16 protein-coding genes are annotated in these 16,682 nt (G+C 67.4%); 5 read left to right on the top strand and 11 right to left on the bottom strand.

The annotated features are described in order from the left end of the window. Window positions 1-95: 95 nt before the first annotated feature. From GR303_RS03625 to GR303_RS03615, 3 genes are all read right to left on the bottom strand, one after another. Entirely contained in the window at window positions 96-1,355 is a 1,260-nt protein-coding gene (locus GR303_RS03625; protein WP_161721359.1) for a L,D-transpeptidase family protein, read from the bottom strand. Window positions 1,356-1,580: 225 nt separating this feature from the next. Then, complete coding sequence (locus GR303_RS03620) at window positions 1,581-2,534, bottom strand: acetyl-CoA carboxylase carboxyltransferase subunit alpha (protein ID WP_161721360.1); 954 nt, start codon at window positions 2,532-2,534, stop codon at window positions 1,581-1,583. Between the two features lie 134 nt (window positions 2,535-2,668). Beyond that, window positions 2,669-3,403, bottom strand: coding sequence for a class I SAM-dependent methyltransferase (locus GR303_RS03615; protein WP_161721361.1), 735 nt, complete (start codon window positions 3,401-3,403; stop codon window positions 2,669-2,671). A gap of 114 nt (window positions 3,404-3,517) precedes the next feature. On the opposite strand from GR303_RS03615, the gene gloB reads away from it, so the two are divergent. Continuing rightward, complete coding sequence (gene gloB, locus GR303_RS03610) at window positions 3,518-4,285, top strand: hydroxyacylglutathione hydrolase (protein ID WP_161721362.1); 768 nt, start codon at window positions 3,518-3,520, stop codon at window positions 4,283-4,285. A 32-nt stretch (window positions 4,286-4,317) separates the two neighbouring features. Continuing rightward, window positions 4,318-5,082 carry a GNAT family N-acetyltransferase gene (locus tag GR303_RS03605; protein ID WP_161721363.1) on the top strand — a complete coding sequence of 255 codons (765 nt, stop codon included), beginning with the start codon at window positions 4,318-4,320 and terminating at the stop codon, window positions 5,080-5,082. Here GR303_RS03605 and yddG read toward each other — a convergent pair. The 3 genes from yddG to GR303_RS03590 form a co-directional block, all read right to left on the bottom strand. After that, a complete protein-coding gene (yddG, locus tag GR303_RS03600) occupies window positions 5,054-5,929 on the bottom strand; it encodes an aromatic amino acid exporter YddG (protein WP_161721364.1) in 876 nt (291 codons plus the stop codon). The genes GR303_RS03605 and yddG overlap by 29 nt on opposite strands. A gap of 341 nt (window positions 5,930-6,270) precedes the next feature. After that, window positions 6,271-6,996 carry an acetoacetyl-CoA reductase gene (phbB, locus tag GR303_RS03595; RefSeq protein WP_161721365.1) on the bottom strand — a complete coding sequence of 242 codons (726 nt, stop codon included), beginning with the start codon at window positions 6,994-6,996 and terminating at the stop codon, window positions 6,271-6,273. Between the two features lie 176 nt (window positions 6,997-7,172). After that, window positions 7,173-8,351, bottom strand: coding sequence for an acetyl-CoA C-acetyltransferase (locus tag GR303_RS03590; protein ID WP_161721366.1), 1,179 nt, complete (start codon window positions 8,349-8,351; stop codon window positions 7,173-7,175). 220 nt (window positions 8,352-8,571) lie between these two features. Between GR303_RS03590 and phaR the strand changes: the two genes are divergently transcribed. Next, the gene (phaR, locus tag GR303_RS03585; RefSeq protein WP_161721367.1) at window positions 8,572-9,147 is read left to right on the top strand and encodes a polyhydroxyalkanoate synthesis repressor PhaR; all 576 of its coding nucleotides are present in this window, start codon (window positions 8,572-8,574) and stop codon (window positions 9,145-9,147) included. A gap of 68 nt (window positions 9,148-9,215) precedes the next feature. Beyond that, entirely contained in the window at window positions 9,216-10,031 is an 816-nt protein-coding gene (locus GR303_RS03580; protein WP_343038384.1) for an arylamine N-acetyltransferase family protein, read from the top strand. Between the two features lie 7 nt (window positions 10,032-10,038). Here GR303_RS03580 and GR303_RS03575 read toward each other — a convergent pair whose 3' ends face one another. The 3 genes from GR303_RS03575 to mtgA all read right to left on the bottom strand — a co-directional run bounded on the left by GR303_RS03575 (window position 10,039) and on the right by mtgA (window position 13,025). Continuing rightward, window positions 10,039-11,664 carry an EAL domain-containing protein gene (locus tag GR303_RS03575; protein ID WP_161721369.1) on the bottom strand — a complete coding sequence of 542 codons (1,626 nt, stop codon included), beginning with the start codon at window positions 11,662-11,664 and terminating at the stop codon, window positions 10,039-10,041. 212 nt (window positions 11,665-11,876) lie between these two features. Next, window positions 11,877-12,062 carry a 50S ribosomal protein L32 gene (gene rpmF / locus GR303_RS03570; RefSeq protein WP_027316271.1) on the bottom strand — a complete coding sequence of 62 codons (186 nt, stop codon included), beginning with the start codon at window positions 12,060-12,062 and terminating at the stop codon, window positions 11,877-11,879. Window positions 12,063-12,233: 171 nt separating this feature from the next. Then, window positions 12,234-13,025, bottom strand: a complete 792-nt coding sequence (gene mtgA / locus GR303_RS03565) for a monofunctional biosynthetic peptidoglycan transglycosylase (RefSeq protein ID WP_425487083.1) — start codon at window positions 13,023-13,025, stop codon at window positions 12,234-12,236. On the opposite strand from mtgA, the gene GR303_RS03560 reads away from it, so the two are divergent. Further along, complete coding sequence (locus tag GR303_RS03560; RefSeq protein WP_161721370.1) at window positions 13,024-13,947, top strand: farnesyl diphosphate synthase; 924 nt, start codon at window positions 13,024-13,026, stop codon at window positions 13,945-13,947. The genes mtgA and GR303_RS03560 overlap by 2 nt on opposite strands. 15 nt (window positions 13,948-13,962) lie before the next feature. Here GR303_RS03560 and GR303_RS03555 read toward each other — a convergent pair whose 3' ends face one another. Both GR303_RS03555 and GR303_RS03550 read right to left on the bottom strand, forming a co-directional pair. Then, window positions 13,963-14,514, bottom strand: coding sequence for a GNAT family N-acetyltransferase (locus tag GR303_RS03555; RefSeq protein ID WP_201751883.1), 552 nt, complete (start codon window positions 14,512-14,514; stop codon window positions 13,963-13,965). A gap of 43 nt (window positions 14,515-14,557) precedes the next feature. Beyond that, the gene (locus GR303_RS03550) at window positions 14,558-16,504 is read right to left on the bottom strand and encodes a potassium transporter Kup (protein ID WP_161721371.1); all 1,947 of its coding nucleotides are present in this window, start codon (window positions 16,502-16,504) and stop codon (window positions 14,558-14,560) included. Between the last annotated feature and the right edge of the window lie 178 nt (window positions 16,505-16,682).

Below are 16,682 nucleotides of genomic sequence, written 5' to 3'. Positions count from 1 at the left end.
CAGAAGGCAGGTCTGGTGCGTCAGAGATGGGTGGAGAGTGCAGCAAAAAGCCCGCCGGTGAGGCGGGCTTTCTCATATCGTGCCCGTGAGGCGGATCAGTTGGCTTTCGCCACCTTCACGGCCGCCGCGCCCTCGGCCCGCTTCTGCGGCACGGGCTTGGCGGGGGCAGCCGGTGCGGCGGGCGCTACCTGGGCCGCCTCCGCGACCGGCGGCTGTGACGAGGAGGAGCTGAAGAGGTCGGCCACGCCGCCGAACATCCTCTTGTAGAACGGCGTCTCCTGCGAGGCCGCGGCGGCGGCAACGGGAGCCGTCTGCTCCGTCACGGCCTTGCGGGTTTCGGGCTGCGAGGCCGGAACCTCCTTCATGGAGGCGAAGGCGAGCGCCGTCGGCGGCGTCTCCGGCTTCTCCTTGCCGGCTTCGTTGAGGGCGATCACCTGCGGCCCCGAGGAAATGCCCTCGACGCGGCTCACGTAGCCAAGCTTGCTGTCGGACACGCCGGTCACGTTGGCGAGCGCGGTGCGGAAGGATTCGTGGGTGTCGCCGTCATGATAGACGAGCTTGATCGGCTTCTCGCCCTTGGCGACGAGTTCCGCAACCTGCTGCTCGTCCTGAGCCCGCTTCTGCGCCACGGCGGCTGCCGTGTCGGGATCCATGTTGAACTCGTAGCGACCGCGGCCGACCGCGACCCGCACCTCTTCCTTCGTGACCTCGAAGGTATCGGAGCCTTCCTTCAGGTTCTTCCAGAAGGCGATGTTCTGGTCGAGGCGGTGCTTGGCCAGGTTCTCGGGGGTCATCCGGAACGGGTAGGACTGGAACTGGAAGCCGCGCTGGCCGGCGCTGAGCGCCTCGCGGGCAATGGCGTAGATCTCGGCCACGTTCTGGTCGGTCATGGCGAAGCAGCCGCGCGACGAGCACGAGCCGTGCACCATGATGTCGCCGCCGTTGCGGCCGAGCGAGCGGTCAAGGGCGTTCGGATAGCCGGTGTCGAACGACAGATAGAAATTCGAGTTCGGGTTCATCTGCGCCGGGGTGACCGTGTAGAAGCCCTCCGGCACCTGGCGGTCGCCCTCGCGGGTCTTCGGACCGAGCTGGCCGGACCAGCGGCAGATGGGGTAGGTCTTGAGGAGCGCGTACTTCCCGTTGGAGCTGCGCTTCCAGATCTCCAGCTCCGATTCCTTCTTGTAAGCCCGGATCAGGATCGGGTCTTCCTTGGACATGCCCTTGGTGGACATCAGAGCCATGGTGGCGGCCGGGATCGGCACAAGGTGGCGCGTGGAGCCACGGGAAAGCTGATCATCCTGGCAAGCGGCAAGCGCGAGCGCCAGGCTCGCAGCCAATGCGATACGCTTCATCATGGGGACCCCGCAATTCTTGATCTGCCCGGCAACGCCGCCGGGCAGTTCCCCTTTACCCCTAGATCGTTAGCCTTAACCGGCCCTTACTGCAAGCAGAGCCGTTGTGGGGATAGGGTTAAGGGAGGGTAAAAAATTCCCCGCCGGTGGGTTTTGACCCCTGTCGGAGGAGAAAAGGGCCTTCTGCCGGGGCCGGGGCGGGCCCCGTAGCCCGGGAGAGCCTGCGTCCTAGAGCTTGCGGCCGATGGCGAGGAACTTGTCGGCCCGGTGGTCCCGGATCTCGGCCGGGCCCATGTTGCCCAGATCGTGCAGGGCTTCCTCGATGGCGTTGCCGGTGGCCTGGATCGCCGCCTGCGGGTCGCGGTGGGCGCCGCCCACGGGCTCGGCCACGATTCCGTCGATGATGCCGAGGCGCAGAAGGTCCTGAGCCGTGATCTTCATGTTGGTGGCCGCATCCTGGGCCCGGGCCGCATCGCGCCAGAGGATCGAGGCCGCCCCTTCCGGCGAGATCACGCTGTAGATGGCGTGCTCCAGCATCAGCACCTTGTTGGCGGTGGCGATCGCGATGGCGCCGCCCGAGCCGCCCTCGCCGATCACGACGGCGACGTTGGGGACGCCGAGCGCCAGCTGCATCTCGGTGGAACGGGCGATGGCCTCGGCCTGGCCGCGCTCCTCCGCCTCGATGCCCGGATAGGCTCCGGCGGTGTCAACGAAGGAGATCACCGGCAGGCCGAAGCGGTCGGCCATCTCCATCAGGCGCACGGCCTTGCGGTAGCCCTCCGGACGGGCCATGCCGAAATTGTGCCGGATGCGGGTTTCGGTGTTGTGGCCCTTCTCCTGGCCCATGACGCAGACGGGCTGGCCGCGGAAGCGCCCGAAGCCGCCCACGATGGCCTCGTCCTCGGCGAACTTGCGGTCCCCGGCAAGGGGGGTGAACTCGGTGATGAGCCCGGCGCAGTAATCGACGAAATGCGGCCGCTGGGGGTGGCGCGCGACAAGGGTCTTCTGCCAGGGCGTGAGCCTGGCATAGAGATCCTTCAGGGCGTCGGCGGCCTTCACCTCCAGGCGCGAGATGTCGTCGGCGATGGAGACGGCGTCCCGGTTCTCACCGAGCGCCCGAAGCTCCTCGACCTTGGCTTCCAGCTCAGCGACGGGCTTTTCGAAATCGAGATAACTGCGCATCGAACTCTATGGGAAATGAAGACCGGCCCGGCCCTATGGCCCTGCCGAAGCGGGGCGGACACTGGCGTTTTGGGGCTTCCAAGTCAAGTTGACCCCCTGCTTAGTCCGGTAAAAGGCGGCGGAATCAAGGACGATCAGCCCAGGTGCGAGGCGGGGGCCGGCACGAAAACGGGCGCGAAGCGGCGGGAGCGCTGCACCGCGCGCACCGCGCCGGGCCGGTAGAGCTGCTTCGTGGCCTCGACGATGTGAAGGCCCGCGAAGGGCAGGGAAAAGCTGGACCCGACCCGCTCCCAGGCCTGGGCGGACTGGAGCAGGAAGCGGTTGCGCAGGGGCGGCATGTAGAGGGTCTCGGCCCAGCCCTCCGGCGAGAACCAGGTCTGGCGCATGAGGCTTTTCAGCTGCGAGCGGCTGTAGGGCTGGCCGTAGCCGAAGGGCGTGGTGTCCATGCGGGCCCAGAGGCCGCGCCGGTTGGGCGCCACCAGGATGATCCGCCCGCCTGGGGTGAGAATGCGCCAGATCTCGTGCAGGAGCTCGCTCGGGCTCTCCACCGTCTCAAGGGCATGGACCACGAGAACCCGGTCGATGGAGGAATCGGGCAGGGGCATCATGAGAGGGTCGACCAGTGCGGATGCGGAGGCTCCGGTGCTCGGCCAGTTCACCACGCCCTGGCTTGCGGGCATGAAGGCAAGCGTGCGCTCGCACTCCTCTCTCACGGCGGCAAGGTAAGGCGGCGCATAGCCGAGACCGAGCACGCGCAAGCCCGTCAGCGGCCCCCAGAACCGGTCGATGGACCGCCCGACGAAGCGGCGCGTCACGGCCCCGAGGGGACTGGCGTAGAAGCCGCGCAGATCGGTGATGTCGATGCTCATGACCTCGTCAGGCTGCCTGCGGTTCCCGCCGTGCTGCGAATGACGGCCGGGGATCTGGTTTCCCGCGCCGACTGTTCCATGATAGCTCGGAGCACATCAAGACAGGGGCCCTCGATGCCAGCCCAGATCCACGCCTTTCTCTGCCTGCAGGACAATATCGGCGTCCTGATCCACGATCCTGAGACGGGAGCCTGCGCGACCATCGACGCGCCCGACGAGGAGGCGATCCTCAAGGCGCTCTCCGAGACGGGCTGGCGGCTCACCGATATCCTCGTCACGCACCGCCATTCCGACCACGTCCAGGGAATTGAGGGATTGAGGAGCCGCACCGGGTGCCGCGTGGTCGCTCCCGGGAAGGCGCGCGAGGCGGTGCCCTCGGCCGATGCCTACCTGCGCGAGGGCAGCACGGTGCAGGTCGGCAGTCTCCGGGCTCAGGTATGGGAGACGCCGGGCCACTGCGCCGACCACATCGCCTACTGGTTCGAGGCGGACCGCGTGCTCTTTGCCGGCGATACCCTGTTCACCCTCGGCTGCGGGCGCATGTTCGAGGGCACGTACGCGGATTTCTGGGGCACGCTCCAGCGGCTCGCCACCCTTCCCGACGATGCCCGGGTCTATTGCGGCCACGACTACACGCTTTCCAACGCGCGCTTCGCGCTGGCCGCCGACCCGGACAACGCGGCGCTGCAGGCGCGGGCGAGGGAGGCCGAGCAGGCCAAGGCCGAAGGGCGCTTCCTGGTGCCGACCACCATCGGCCAGGAGAAGGCCACCAACCCCTTCCTGCGGGCGGGAGAGCCCGCGCTCGCAAAGGCGGTTCACAAGGAGGGAGCTGCGCCCGCCGAGGTGTTCCAGGCCCTGCGCGAGTGGAAGAACGGGTTTTGACGAGCGTCGCGATGGCAGGAGCAAGCCGCCCCATGACCGACCACAGCCTTATCATCGGGCTCGAAAGCCGGCTTCTGAATGCCTGGCCTTCGTTCGACTACCAGACCTATGACGGCTGGATCCTGCGGCTTGCCAACGGCTACTCGAAGCGCGCCAATTCCGCGACGCCGTTCCTGCCGGGCGCGGCCCTGGACGACGAACTCATCGACACCATGGTCGCGCGCTTCGTGGAGGCCAATGTGCGCCCCACCTTCCGCCTCAACGGGCTGGAGGCCCCTGACGTGGACGAGCGCCTGAAGCAGCGCGGCTTCAAGGACATCGAGCCGACGCATGTGCTGACCGCTCCGATCACGCAGGGCGATTGCGAGCTCGATCCGGAGGTCGCCCTCGAGCCGCAGGTCTCCAAGCGCTGGGTGCGGGAGGCTGCCGGCTCCTATGGCGGCGACAAGGCCGACGACGAGATCCTGATGCGGATCGTCTCCCGCATCCGCCAGAAGGCTGCGTTTGCCACCCTGAGCCTGGACGAGCGGCCGGTGGCCTGGGGCCTCGGCGTGGTGGAGCGCGGCTATGTGGGTCTCTACGACATCGTGGTTGCCCCCGATCTGCGCGGCATCGGCCTGGGCCGCCGCGTGGTCTCGAGCCTCATGGCCTGGGGCTGCGGGCAGGGGGCGCACACCGCCTACCTGCAGGTGCGGGAAGAGAACGAGATCGCCCGTTCGCTCTACGGGGCCCTGGGCTTCCAGACGGCCTACCGCTACACCCACCGGGTCATGCCGGGACGCTCTTCTTCGGGATGAGGGTCGCCACCAGGGCGCCCGCCACGATGAGGCCGCAGGCGAGCAGAAGCGTCAGGGTCGGCTCGGCATAGCCCGCCACCACCAGCAGCAGGGTCGAGAGCACCGGCGTGGCATAGGACGCGACGCCGAGGAAGCGGATGTCGCCCCGCTTCATGCCGATGTCCCAGACGTAGAAGGCGGCGCCCACCGGGCCGAGGCCGAGCGCCAGCACCGCGAGCCATTGCGTTGTCGTCTCGGGCCACACGGTGGTCTCGAAGGCGAGGTGGCAGACGAGGCTGAGCAGCGAGGTCATGAGGCAGAAGCCCGCCACCGCGTCGGTCGGCACCTGGCCGAAGCGGCGCGAGAGCACCGAGTAGCCCGCCCACACGAAGGCGGCGACGGAGGCGCAGAGATAGCCCGGCATGTATTCCGCCCGCGCATCGAAGGCGCCGCGGCCTGCGATCAGCACGATGACGCCGGCAAAGCCGAGCAGCGCCCCGACGATGTGGGCGCGCTTGAGCTGCTCGCCGGGCAGCAGCGAGGAGAACAGCACGATCAGGAGCGGCCAGAGATAGTTGATGAGCCCCGATTCGGCCGGCGGCGCCCAGCGCAGCGCCGCGAAATAGAGGGCGTGGTAGCCGAACAGGCCGCCGATGCCTAAGGCCCATACCACCGGCTTCTGCCGCAGGGCCTTGAGTCCTTCAGGCCGCACAGCCCAGCTGCCCACACCGACCAGGCCGCCGACCAGAAAGGTCATGGCATTGAGCTGGAACGGCGGGATGGTGCCCGTCGCCGCCGTGAACAGGGCGAGCATGGACCAGAGCAGGATGGCGGCGAGGCCGATGGTGGTGGCGGTGCGAGTCGTCATGATGACCGCCACCTAGCACGTCATTCCGATCGAAGCGAAGCGGAGAAGAGCACGACGAAACGGAATAGGTGAGCTCCCCCCTTGCGGAGTGGGCCAGCTGGGTGAGACATCTCCGTCGTGGCCGGGCCTGTCCCGGCCATCCCGATGCTGTGAGGCTCTGTGCTTCAAGCAATCGGGATCACCGGCACAAGGCCGGTGATGACGTTGTGGAGTGGGTCGTGGTGATCTCGGCGAGCACACCGCTCTGACTTTCCGACCCCCACCCTTAATCCCTCCCCGCAAGGGGGAGGGAAGTAGGTTCCGCCATCATCCGCATTATTGGGATGAGATCCCGCCTTGGCCTATGCCATGTACTGGCCGCCGTTGATGGACAGGGTCGAGCCGGTGATGAAGCCGGCGTCGTCGCCGGCCAGGAAGAGCACGGTGCGGGCGATCTCCTCCGCTTCGCCGAGGCGGCCGACCGGAATGAGCGGCAGGATCTTCGACTTCAGCACCTCTTCCGGCACGGCCTTCACCATTTCGGTGGCGATGTAGCCGGGAGCGATCACGTTGACGGTGATGCCCTTGTTGGCATTTTCCTGCGCCAGCGCCTTGGCGAAGCCGATCACGCCGGCCTTGGCGGCGGAATAGTTCGCCTGCCCCATCTGGCCCTTCTGGCCGTTGATGGAGGAGATGATGATGATGCGGCCGAAATTGCGCGAGCGCATGCCGTCGATCACGGGCCGCGTGCAGGTGAACATGGAATCGAGATTGGTGCGTATGACCGCCGACCATTGGTCGAAGGTCATCTTGTGGAACATGCCGTCGCGGGTGATGCCGGCATTGTTCACGAGAATGTCGACGGGGCCGAGTTCCGCTTCGATGGCCTTGATCCCGGCCTCGCAGGCAGCCGGATCGGACACGTCGAACTTGAAGACCGGAATGCCGGTTTCGCCCTTGAACTGATTGGCGGCTTCGTCATTGCCGCCGTAATTCGCGGCAACGTTGTATCCAGCTTGCTTGAGGGCAGTTGAAATCGCGGCACCGATGCCGCGAGTGCCGCCGGTGACCAATGCGACGCGCGCCATGCTGTTTCCTTCCCAAGTCCGTTCACATGCGGATCTCTCAAGGATCCCTTCATCGTGAGGCGGCCCGATTCAGGCCGCCTCACGATCTAGCTTAGTACATGTGGCAGAACGGGAAAGGGTGAAGCCCCGTAGTTTCCCTTGCGGAGCTTCTTGTCGTCCTAGCGCTCCAGGCGGCCTTATCGTTCAAGGCACATGGCGACGCCCATGCCGCCGCCGATGCAGAGGGTGGCGAGGCCTTTCCGGGCGTTGCGGCGGCCCATCTCGTGCAGCAGGGTCACGAGGACGCGGGCGCCCGACGCGCCGATGGGATGGCCGATGGCGATGGCGCCGCCATTCACGTTCACGATGGACGGATCCCAGCCCATGTCCTTGTTGACCGCGAGCGCCTGGGCCGCGAAGGCCTCGTTGGCCTCGACGAGCTCGAGGTCCTGCACCTTCCAGCCGGCCTTCTCCAGCGCCTTGCGCGAGGCCGGGATCGGGCCCGTGCCCATGATCGCCGGGTCGACGCCGGCGGTGGCCCAGGAGGCGATCCGGGCGAGCGGGGTGAGGCCGCGGCGCTGGGCTTCCGCTTCCGTCATCAGCACGACCGCAGCCGCGCCGTCATTGATGCCGGAGGCATTGCCTGCGGTCACGGTTCCGTCCTTCGAAAACGCTGGCTTGAGCTTGGCGAGCGCCTCGACCGTGGTGCCGGCGCGGATGTACTCGTCCTGATCGACGACGATGTCGCCCTTGCGGGTGGAGATCGTGACGGGCACGATCTCGTCCTTGAAGCGGCCCTCCTTCTGCGCAGCCTCGGCCTTGTTCTGCGAGGCGGTGGCGAAAAGATCCTGCTCCTCGCGGGTGAGCTGCCAGCGTTGGGCCACGTTCTCGGCGGTGTTGCCCATGTGGTAGCCGTTGAAGGCGTCCATGAGGCCGTCCTTCAGCATGGTGTCCACCAGCTTGAAGTCGCCCATCTTGGTGCCGGAGCGCATATGCGCCGCGTGCGGGGCGAGCGACATGGATTCCTGGCCGCCGGCCACGATGATGCCGGCGTCCCCGTTGGCGATCTGCTGCATGCCGATGGCCACCGTGCGCAGCCCCGAGCCGCAGAGCTGGTTGAGGGCCCAGGCCGTCTTCTCCTGCGGCACGCCCGAGGCCATGGCCGCCTGGCGGGCCGGGTTCTGGCCTTGGCCGGCCGTGAGGATCTGGCCGAGGATCACCTCGTCCACCTCGCCGCCATCGACCTTGGCGCGCTCCAGAGCCGCCTTGATCGCGACGGCGCCGAGCTCATGGGCCGGCGTGTTGGCGAAGGCCCCGTTGAACGAGCCGACGGGGGTGCGCGCCGCGCCGACGATGACGATGCTGTCTCGGGCCATTCCTCTCTCCTTGCTGATCCGTGTGGTGCTGGAACGAATGTAGTGCGTGACCGATGAACGTCCCAGGGGGTGGGATGTCAAGGATAGGATGGTCCGGGCGAACCGCAAGGCGCGTTAGACTTTTGGTGCTTTGCTCGCGGGTTATAACGCTTATAATCAGGCAAGGCCGGTCTCCGGAGGGACGGCGGCCCGGTGGATTTTCAGGAGCGTATCAGGGCCCATGGCGACGGACAAACAACCGACGGTCATCAAGAAATATGCCAACCGCCGCCTCTACCACACGGGCACCTCGACCTACGTGACGCTGGAAGACCTGGCCGGCATGGTGCGCAAGGGCGAGGACTTCGTGGTCTACGACGCGAAGTCCGGCGAGGAGATCACCCGCTCGGTGCTTGCCCAGATCATCTTCGAGCAGGAGAACAAGGAGGGACCGAACCTCCTGCCGGTCACCGTGCTCCGCCAGCTGATCCGCTTCTACGGCGACAGCATGCAGGCCCTGGTGCCGAGCTATCTCGAGTTTTCCATGAACAACCTGTCCCAGGAGCAGCAGAAGCTCCGGGAGCAGATGGCGCAGGCCTTCGGCCCTTCGGCCTTCCAGGCCATGGAGGAGCAGGTGCGCAAGAACATGGGCTTCTTCACCGAGGCCATGCGCATGTTCTCGCCCTTCGCCCAGGGCGCCTCGGGCGGAGCCGAGGCGAAGCCCGCGTCGAAGGCGGACGAGACGAACGATCTCGACACCCTCAAGCGGCAGATGGCCGACATGCAGGCCAAGCTCGACAAGCTGGCGAGCAAGTAGCCCCTGTAACACCATGACGACCCCTGCTATGGAAGGCTCCACGGGTCTTCCGGAGGGTTTAAGCCTTGGTGTCCATCGAACGCTACTTCGAGCGCATCCGCTACGGCGGTTCGGCGACGCCTGACGAGGGGGCGCTCGCTGCCCTCCACCTGGCCCATGCGGAGGCAATCCCGTTCGAGAATCTCGACATCCATCTCGGGAGAGCCATCGGCAGTGACGTGTCGGGCCTCTTCACGAAGATGGTGCTCAACAGGCGCGGGGGCTACTGCTTCGAGCAGAACGGGCTGTTCGGCGCCATGCTGGAGGGGCTCGGCTTCAGGACCCGGCATGCCCTGGGGCGAGTGACCTTCGGAGCCCAGGTGCCGCGCCCCCGCGGCCATCTCCTGAACCTCGTGGAGATCGGCTCGCGCCGGTGGATTGCCGATGTGGGCTTCGGCGGATACGGCCTGCTCGAGCCCGTTCCGCTCGAACCCGGCCGGGAGCATCGGGCGGGCGGGGAAACCTATCGCATCGTCAACGCTGCCGGGGCCGGGTTCGAGCTCGAGATGAAGGGCATGGAGGGCTGGAAGTCGCTCTACTGGTTCGATGAGACCCCGTGCTACTCCGTCGACGTGGACGTGATGAACTTCTACCACTTCCATTCGCCCGCTTCCTTCTTCCACCAGAACCGGGTGGTTGCTCTCGCCGGGCGGGACCGCCGCGTGATGCTGACCAACGACGAATTGAAGATCGTCCGAGGCGGGACGGCCGAAACCCGTGTGATCGCCGACGAGGATGCCTATTGCCGAGTCCTGGTGGATGAATTCGGGATCGAGCTGCCCGGAGACCCGGCGGCGGATCTGCGCCCCCACCCCTCGATCCCAAAGCGGCGGTCGGCGGCCTGAGCCCGGCTCAGGCCCGTCCGAGCCGGGCCTGAGGGGAAAGCGATTCCCGGAGAACCTCAGGCTCGCCGAAGAGGGCGCCCTGCAGGTAGTCCACGCCCCAGCCGGCCAGCATCCGGGCGGTCGCCTCGTCGTCCACCCATTCGGCGGCCGTGGCAATGCCGAGATGCTGCGCCCGGTCGACGAGGGTGCGCACGTGGAGGCGGTCGTCGGTGGAGCGCTGGAGCGGCTGGATGAAGACCCCGTCGATCTTCAGGAGGTCGATCGGCAGCATGCGCAGCTGGGCGCCCGTCAGGTGGCCCGAGCCGAAGCCGGCGAGGGCAACCCCGATGCCGAGGGCCTTCATGGCATGAAGCCGCCCGAGGCTGCGGCGGCATTCCGCGAGGGCGGCCTCGGAAACCTCGACCATGAGCCGGGACTCGATGCCGGGGCGGGCCCCGAGATGAGCCGCCAGCATGGGCAGCCACTCCTTGTCGCGCAGGGTCTCGGGCGAGATCGGCAGGGCGAGGCGATGGCCTGGATGGCGCGAGAGGTGATCCGCGGCCAGCTCCAGCATGCGCGCGTCCACGAGCAGGGCGAGATTGGCCTCGGGCAGCGCTGGGACGGGCCCGAGCGGGAGGGCGGAGCCGTCCTCGGCGCCCAGGGAGGGGCAGGCCTGGAACAGGCAGAGGCTGCGGGCCTGCGCATCCACCACCGGCCGGCAGGCCAGCGTGAGGCTGCGGCTGTTGAGGGCGGCCACCCAGTCGAAGGGCGCCTGAGCGGCAGCCGGGGCGGGCGCGTCCAGGCGAACCTCGTGGAGGGTCTGAGCCTCGCTGCCCTCGAGGCTCCGCCTCAGGGCCTCCTCGGCAAAGCGCAGCAGCTTGACGGCCTTGAAGGTGTGGTCCGGCGAGCAGGCGGCGCCCAGGCGCAGGGAGGCTCCCGCCGGGTGGTCGTGCAGGAGCACGCTCAGCCGCCGCATGGCGCCCGGCGCGTCGGAGACCGGGCAGCAGGTGAGGGCGAGCGCGAAGCGGTTGGGCGCGAGAACCCCGAAGAGGTCGTTGCGGCGCATCATGGGGCGCAGCCTGCGGGCGATCTCGGGCATCGGGTCCGTCTCGTCCCCTTCGAACGCCCCCACGATCAGGGTGCAGGTCTGGGAGAGCCGGAGCGCCTCGTTGATGCCGTCCTGGACGCCGCACAGGAGTTCGGAGCGGGCCTTGAGCCTCGCCGGCAGAAGGTCCTGCGCAGCCGCATCGATGCGCAGCAGGCCGCGGGCGAAGGCGGGGCGCCCCTGGAGGTCGGGCTGCCAGCGGCCCGCATCCTCCACCATCACCACGCGGTCCGGCGCCAGGCGCAGGGCATAGCGGGTTTCGTAGCCCCGGCCCGGCGCCTCGCCCGACCCGATGGTCTCCCGTCGGAACAGGCCGCATCCTGGCTCGACCAGCTGGGCGAGGGCTTCGCCGGTCCGCGGCAGGTCCCCTGGCGACATCCCGAGCGCCTCGGCAGCGCCAGGACCCCAGGTCAGCCCGTCCGACGCCATGTCCCAGGTGTAGGGGACGCTGGCGAGCGGGGAGCGTGGAGCTTGGGACGCCCGACGTCCGCGCGAGGGGCGGGATGCACCCTTGAAGAGACCTATCCGGCCCTGCCGCCTCACCGCCATCACGCTCACCCTCGGACAATACGCAGAAGGGAGGGCCCAGGCGCGTCGGCGCGGCTCCGGCTGCAATCCCTTCGAAAACCAAGGCGGCAGGATCGGTCCTCAGGCTTAATGAAGGGTAAAAAGCGCTGGAAGATCAGGGTCCTTGGGGATTGCGGGCATAAAAAAACCGGCGCTTGGGGCGCCGGTTCTCGATGCTTGCATCGCGCAGAGGATTACGCGTCGGCCTTCACCTTCAGGACCTGACGGCCGCGGTACATGCCGGTCTTCAGGTCGATGTGGTGAGGACGGCGCAGCTCGCCGGAATCCTTGTCCTCGATGTAGGTCGGGGCCTTCAAGGCATCGGCGGAGCGACGCATGCCGCGCCGCGAGGGCGACGTTTTTCTCTTTGGAACGGCCATTTCTCGTCTCCGGTAAATAGCGGAGCGCCCGCTCAACCGGGGAACGCTCACATCTCAAACTTGATGAGGTTGCGCCTCATACAAGGTCCTGGCGGAAATATCTAGTCCCCCGACGCGATCTGCTTGCTTTTCATTGCCGCAGGGCCGTTCCGGAGCCCGGCGGGCCTGCTCTCAGGGCTTCAGGCAGTCGCTGAAGGGAGCCGCCCGCACCATGCGCACCTGCAGCTGCCCGGCCAGGGCCCGGTGCCCCGGGCGCGGCCGGGCCGGGTTGCGGACGAGGGGATTGGGCAGGGCTCGCGCCAGAAGGGCGGCCTCGCGGGCATTCAGGTTCTTGGCGGATTTCCCAAAATACTTCTGCGCAGCCGCCTCCGCCCCGAACACGCCCTCGCCCCATTCGGCGATGTTGAGATAGACCTCTATCATCCGGCGCTTCGACCAGATCAGATCGAGGTAGAGGGCGACCGGGATCTCCAGGCCCTTGCGGATGTAGGAGCGGCTCGGCCACAAGAAAAGGTTCTTGGCGACCTGCATCGGGATCGTCGAGGCCCCGCGCGCAGGGCCGTCCTCGTCGGCGGCCTCCACCACCTCGCGCAGGGCATCCCAATCGACTCCGTTGTGCTCGCAGAAGCGGCTGTCCTCGGCCGTCAGGACCGCCAGGGGAAGACTGGGCGAGATCTCCTCGAGGGGCACGAAATCCCGCTCCACGGGCTGGAGCATGAGCCAGCGGCCGAGCATCAGGGTGGAGACCGGGGGCACGGCCCAGTACAAAAGGCCTAGCCAAAAGACCGCTGCGACCCATAAGAGAACGAGACCGAGGCCGATCTGGACGAAGCGGCGGAGGAGGCGGGCGGGCGTCATCGGCGCCCGCGGGCGATCCGACCGCAGCGTCCATCCCGATCTCGAACCGTCACCCGTCGTCTCCTCGGGCGGGGCGGCTGCTCCACCCGGATCCAGGCTCACCATGGCGCCATCCAGCACATTCACGACGCGGCTCTCGGAGGCCGCGAGGGTTGTCGAAGAAGCTCTCGCGGCCTTGCTAACAGACAAAACCGCTCCCGGCGAGATTGCCCGCCCGCCCCGCCTCATGGCAGCCATGCGGCATGCGGCCCTCGGCGGCGGCAAGCGCCTGCGGCCGTTCCTCGTCATCGAGGCGGCCCGGCTCCTTGGGGCAGAGGGGCAGGGCCCCCTGCGCGCCGGCTGCGCCGTCGAGCTCCTGCACTGCTACTCCCTGGTGCATGACGACCTGCCCTCCATGGACGACGACGACCTGCGCCGGGGCCGGCCGACCGTGCACAAGGCCTATGACGAGGCCACCGCCATCCTCGTGGGCGATGCGCTCCAGACGCTCGCCTTCGAGGTTCTGGCCGATCCCGCGACGGATCCCGACCCGGCGATCCGCGCCGATCTCGTGCTCGGGCTTGCCCGCGCCTCGGGCCTCGGGGGCATGGTCGGGGGCCAGCTCCTCGATCTCTCGGCGGAGGGGCGCTACGGGCGGGCGGAGCTCGGGGAGGCCGACGTGCGCCTGCTCCAGGCGATGAAGACCGGCGCGATCCTCACCTTTTCCGTGGAAGCGGGCGCGATCCTCGGGAAGGCCGATGCCGGGACACGACAAAGCCTCGTGGCGTATGGGCGCGCACTCGGGGCCGCCTTCCAGGTGGCGGACGACATCCTCGACCGGGAGGCTTCCGCCGAAGCCCTCGGCAAGCGCACCGGCAAGGACCAGGAGAAGGGCAAGGCCACCCTCGTGGATCTCCTCGGCATGGAGGGCGCGCGCCGGGAGTGCCGCCGCCTCGTGGAGGAGGCGGAGGCCTCCCTCGATTCCTTCGGCCCGCGGGCGCAGATCCTGCGGGAGGCGGTGCGCTTCGTGGTCGAGCGGCAGGTGTGAGGGGCAAGCCTGTCGTCAGCCCGGCTCGGTAGGCACCCAGAATGCGAGCTTCACGTGGCCGGGCCGGGTGGTGTGCGGCACGGTGCCGGCCGGCACGCCGCCATTGGCCAGGATCACCTTGCGCGAAGGCTCGTTGTCGTCGTCGCAGGTGATGAGGACCCGGGAAAACCCTTCCGCCCGGCAGACGGGCAGGATCATCCGCAGGGCCTGCGTTGCGTAGCCGCGCCGCTGCTTCCAGGGCACGATGGTGTAGCCGATATGGCCGTAGGAATGAGCCGGCAACTCCTCCGTGCCGCGCTGGAAGCGGAAGCCGATGCGGCCGCAGAACGCGCCGTCGCTGATCCAGAAGTCGTGGGCGGGCAGGCGGGGCACCTCCCGCCCATCGGGCCGGCGGATCATGGGGCTGTTGTAAAGGTCGTGGAGGAACTGCTCGGGGTCGCGCCGCAGCTGCCGCAGCTGCTCGCGGCTCACATCCTGGTCGGTGTTCGGCGACCAGCCGCGGGCGAGGGCGTCTTCGTAGGCCGGCAGCCACGCGAGGCTGGGGCGGATGAGCGTGATGTCGGTCATGGCGGCACGAAGGTGACATCGCGCCGCCGGGAGGGCAACCGGCCTATACGGTCACCTGGGTGCCCACCTCCACCACGCGTCCGGTCGGGATCTGGAAGAAGTCCGTGGCGTCGCTCGCCGATTTCGCGAGGCTGATGAACAGCTTGTCCTGCCAGAGCGGCATGCCCGACTGGCTCGCCGGGCGGATCGAGCGCCGCGACAGGAAGAACGACGTCGCCATGATGTCGAACTTGAAGCCCTGCTTGCGCAGGATCGCGAGCCCGCGCGGGATGTTGGGCGTCTCCATGTAGCCGTAGGTGAGGCGGATGCGCCAGAACGAATCGCCCACATGCTCGATGGAGACGCGGTCCTCGTCCTCCACGCGGGGAACGTCCGCGCTGTTGACGGTGAGGATCACGTTCTTCTCGTGCAGCACCTTGTTGTGCTTGAGGTTGTGCAGCAGCGCGGCTGGGGCCGTGTCCGGGTCGCTCGTCAGGAACACGGCGGTGCCCTTCACCCGGTGCGGCGGGCTTTTCTCCAGCATCTGCACCAGCTCGAGGAAGGGCACGTCGATCTTGCGGGTCTTCTCGAACAGGATCCGGGTTCCCTTCACCCAGGTCCACATGAGCACGAAGAAGGTGCCGGCGATCAAAAGCGGCACGTAGCCGCCGTCCAGGAGCTTCACCAGGTTCGAGGACAGGAAGGTGAGGTCGATCAGCAGCAGGGGAACCATTATCAAGCCTGTCTTCAACGGCCCCCAGCCCCAGCTCCGGCTCATCACCACGCAGGCGAGCAGGGTGGTGACCACCATGGTCCCGAAGACCGCAATGCCGTAGGCGCTGGCCAGGCTGCTCGAGGAGCCGAACAGAATCACCAGGGTCACGACGGCGGCGAGCAGGAACCAGTTCACCCGCGGCAGATAGATCTGGCCCTGATGCGTTTCGGACGTGAAGCGCACCTCAAGGCGCGGCAGGATGCCGAGCTGCACCGCCTGGCGCGTCAGGGAGAAGGCGCCGGTGATCACCGCCTGGCTCGCAACGATGGTCGCGAGGGTGGCCAGGATAACAACTGGCAGGAGCAGCCAGGGAGGCGCCAGCAGGAAGAACGGGTTGGCGATGGATTCGGGGTTCGACAGGACAAGCGCGCCCTGACCGAGATAGTTCAGAGCGAGGGCTGGAAAGACCACCGTGCCCCAGGCCATGCGGATGGGCTTGCGGCCGAAATGGCCCAGATCCGCGTAGAGCGCCTCCGCTCCGGTCACCGCAAGACACACGCTTCCGAGAATGGCGAAGGCGGTTCCTGGGTGGGTGACCAGGAAGGACACGCCGTAATAGGGGTTGAACGAGAGCAGGACCTCCCAATCGTCGGCGATATGCAGGAGGCCGAGGCCGGCCATGGTCACGAACCACAGGAGGGTAAGGGGGCCAAAGAAAGTGGCGACCTTACCGGTGCCGCGACTTTGCACGGCGAAAAGGCCAATCAGAATCGCCAGGGCTCCTGGCAGGACATAAGCCTCGAAGGAGGGGGCGACCAGCTTCAGGCCTTCCAGGGCCGAGAGCACGGAAATGGCCGGCGTGATCGCGGCGTCGCCATAGAACAGAGCTGCTCCTGCCATGCCCATCATGAGCACAGGGAGGCTTCGGCGCCCGAGGGCGAGCTGCGTCAGGGCGACCAGGGTCAGGGAGCCGCCCTCGCCCTTGTTGTCCGCCCGCAGCAGGAGAATCACGTATTTGACGGTAACCGTGAGGATCAAGGCCCAGAGCAGCAGCGACAGGATGCTGATCACCAGCTCGCGGGTCAGGTCGACCGGAACGCCATGGTGCCCGCCGGTTGCGGCAGCGACCGTCTCGCGCATGGCATAGAGGGGGCTGGTACCGATATCGCCGTAGACGACGCCGATGGCGCCAAGGGTCAGGGTCCAGAAGCTCGCCTGGTGGCGGTTTTCGGGAAGGGTAGCCTCGGGGACTGCGGAATCCGCATGTCCGGGGGCGACAGCATGCTGTTCTGCCATGGGTGCTTTTCTTTGCGGATGTGCCCGCCGACGGCCCTTGTTGAAATAACCCTGCTAACGACGAAGGGCGGCCCCTTCTCAAGAACGCAGCGGCCGTCACTGCCGGCGCGGCGGCTGTCTAGCACACCGCGCCTCAGCTTAAAACGGAATTTCACTCAAGGTTCCATAGGGCTTTGGT

The sequence above is a fragment of the Microvirga arsenatis genome (genome assembly GCF_009910705.1).
GTDB classification, from domain to species: Bacteria; Pseudomonadota; Alphaproteobacteria; order Rhizobiales; family Beijerinckiaceae; genus Microvirga; species Microvirga arsenatis.
Note: the sequence above shows the minus strand (reverse complement) of the source record. Positions and strands in the feature narration are given on the sequence as shown.

Excerpts from the sequence above, each read along its gene's own strand:
- GR303_RS03605 (WP_161721363.1), top strand. The coding sequence starts at position 4,318 with ATGACCGACCACAGCCTTATCATCGGGCTCGAAAGCCGGCTTCTGAAT.
- GR303_RS03555 (WP_201751883.1), bottom strand. The coding sequence starts at position 14,514 with ATGACCGACATCACGCTCATCCGCCCCAGCCTCGCGTGGCTGCCGGCC.
- GR303_RS03620 (WP_161721360.1), bottom strand. The coding sequence starts at position 2,534 with ATGCGCAGTTATCTCGATTTCGAAAAGCCCGTCGCTGAGCTGGAAGCC.
- GR303_RS03615 (WP_161721361.1), bottom strand. The coding sequence starts at position 3,403 with ATGAGCATCGACATCACCGATCTGCGCGGCTTCTACGCCAGTCCCCTC.
- phbB (WP_161721365.1), bottom strand. The coding sequence starts at position 6,996 with ATGGCGCGCGTCGCATTGGTCACCGGCGGCACTCGCGGCATCGGTGCC.
- GR303_RS03625 (WP_161721359.1), bottom strand. The coding sequence starts at position 1,355 with ATGATGAAGCGTATCGCATTGGCTGCGAGCCTGGCGCTCGCGCTTGCC.
- mtgA (WP_425487083.1), bottom strand. The coding sequence starts at position 13,025 with ATGGTGAGCCTGGATCCGGGTGGAGCAGCCGCCCCGCCCGAGGAGACG.
- GR303_RS03550 (WP_161721371.1), bottom strand. The coding sequence starts at position 16,504 with ATGGCAGAACAGCATGCTGTCGCCCCCGGACATGCGGATTCCGCAGTC.
- gloB (WP_161721362.1), top strand. The coding sequence starts at position 3,518 with ATGCCAGCCCAGATCCACGCCTTTCTCTGCCTGCAGGACAATATCGGC.
- GR303_RS03590 (WP_161721366.1), bottom strand. The coding sequence starts at position 8,351 with ATGGCCCGAGACAGCATCGTCATCGTCGGCGCGGCGCGCACCCCCGTC.
- phaR (WP_161721367.1), top strand. The coding sequence starts at position 8,572 with ATGGCGACGGACAAACAACCGACGGTCATCAAGAAATATGCCAACCGC.
- GR303_RS03575 (WP_161721369.1), bottom strand. The coding sequence starts at position 11,664 with ATGGCGGTGAGGCGGCAGGGCCGGATAGGTCTCTTCAAGGGTGCATCC.
- GR303_RS03560 (WP_161721370.1), top strand. The coding sequence starts at position 13,024 with ATGGCGCCATCCAGCACATTCACGACGCGGCTCTCGGAGGCCGCGAGG.
- rpmF (WP_027316271.1), bottom strand. The coding sequence starts at position 12,062 with ATGGCCGTTCCAAAGAGAAAAACGTCGCCCTCGCGGCGCGGCATGCGT.
- yddG (WP_161721364.1), bottom strand. The coding sequence starts at position 5,929 with ATGACGACTCGCACCGCCACCACCATCGGCCTCGCCGCCATCCTGCTC.